Here is a 230-nt window from a genome sequence, read left to right as displayed (position 1 = left end):
CCCACTGGTCCTTGCCGCTGCTCGTCGACGTCCGACCCGGGCTGGTCGTGCTCGACAGCGGCACGGACCAGGGGGAGGACGGCGTCTGCGCGTCGGCGGCCGACGTCCTCGCGCTGGCCACCCGACAGCAGTCCGCCGCCCACGACCTCGGCGCCGTCGCTGACCCGCGGCTGCCCCGCTTCCTGCAGCTGTTCCTCGACGCCCCCGACGTCCCCGCCGTGCAGGCGTTC

The 230-nt window shown here is 75.7% G+C and carries 1 protein-coding gene; it reads left to right on the top strand.

All coding sequences use genetic code 11. The features are described from left to right. Positions 1–230, top strand: a 230-nt coding sequence (locus AC0IVP_RS22280) for a hypothetical protein (RefSeq protein WP_471759326.1), incomplete at both ends; no start/stop codon positions are given.

The organism is Klenkia sp. AC732 (assembly GCF_979256525.1).
Note: the sequence above shows the minus strand (reverse complement) of the source record. Positions and strands in the feature narration are given on the sequence as shown.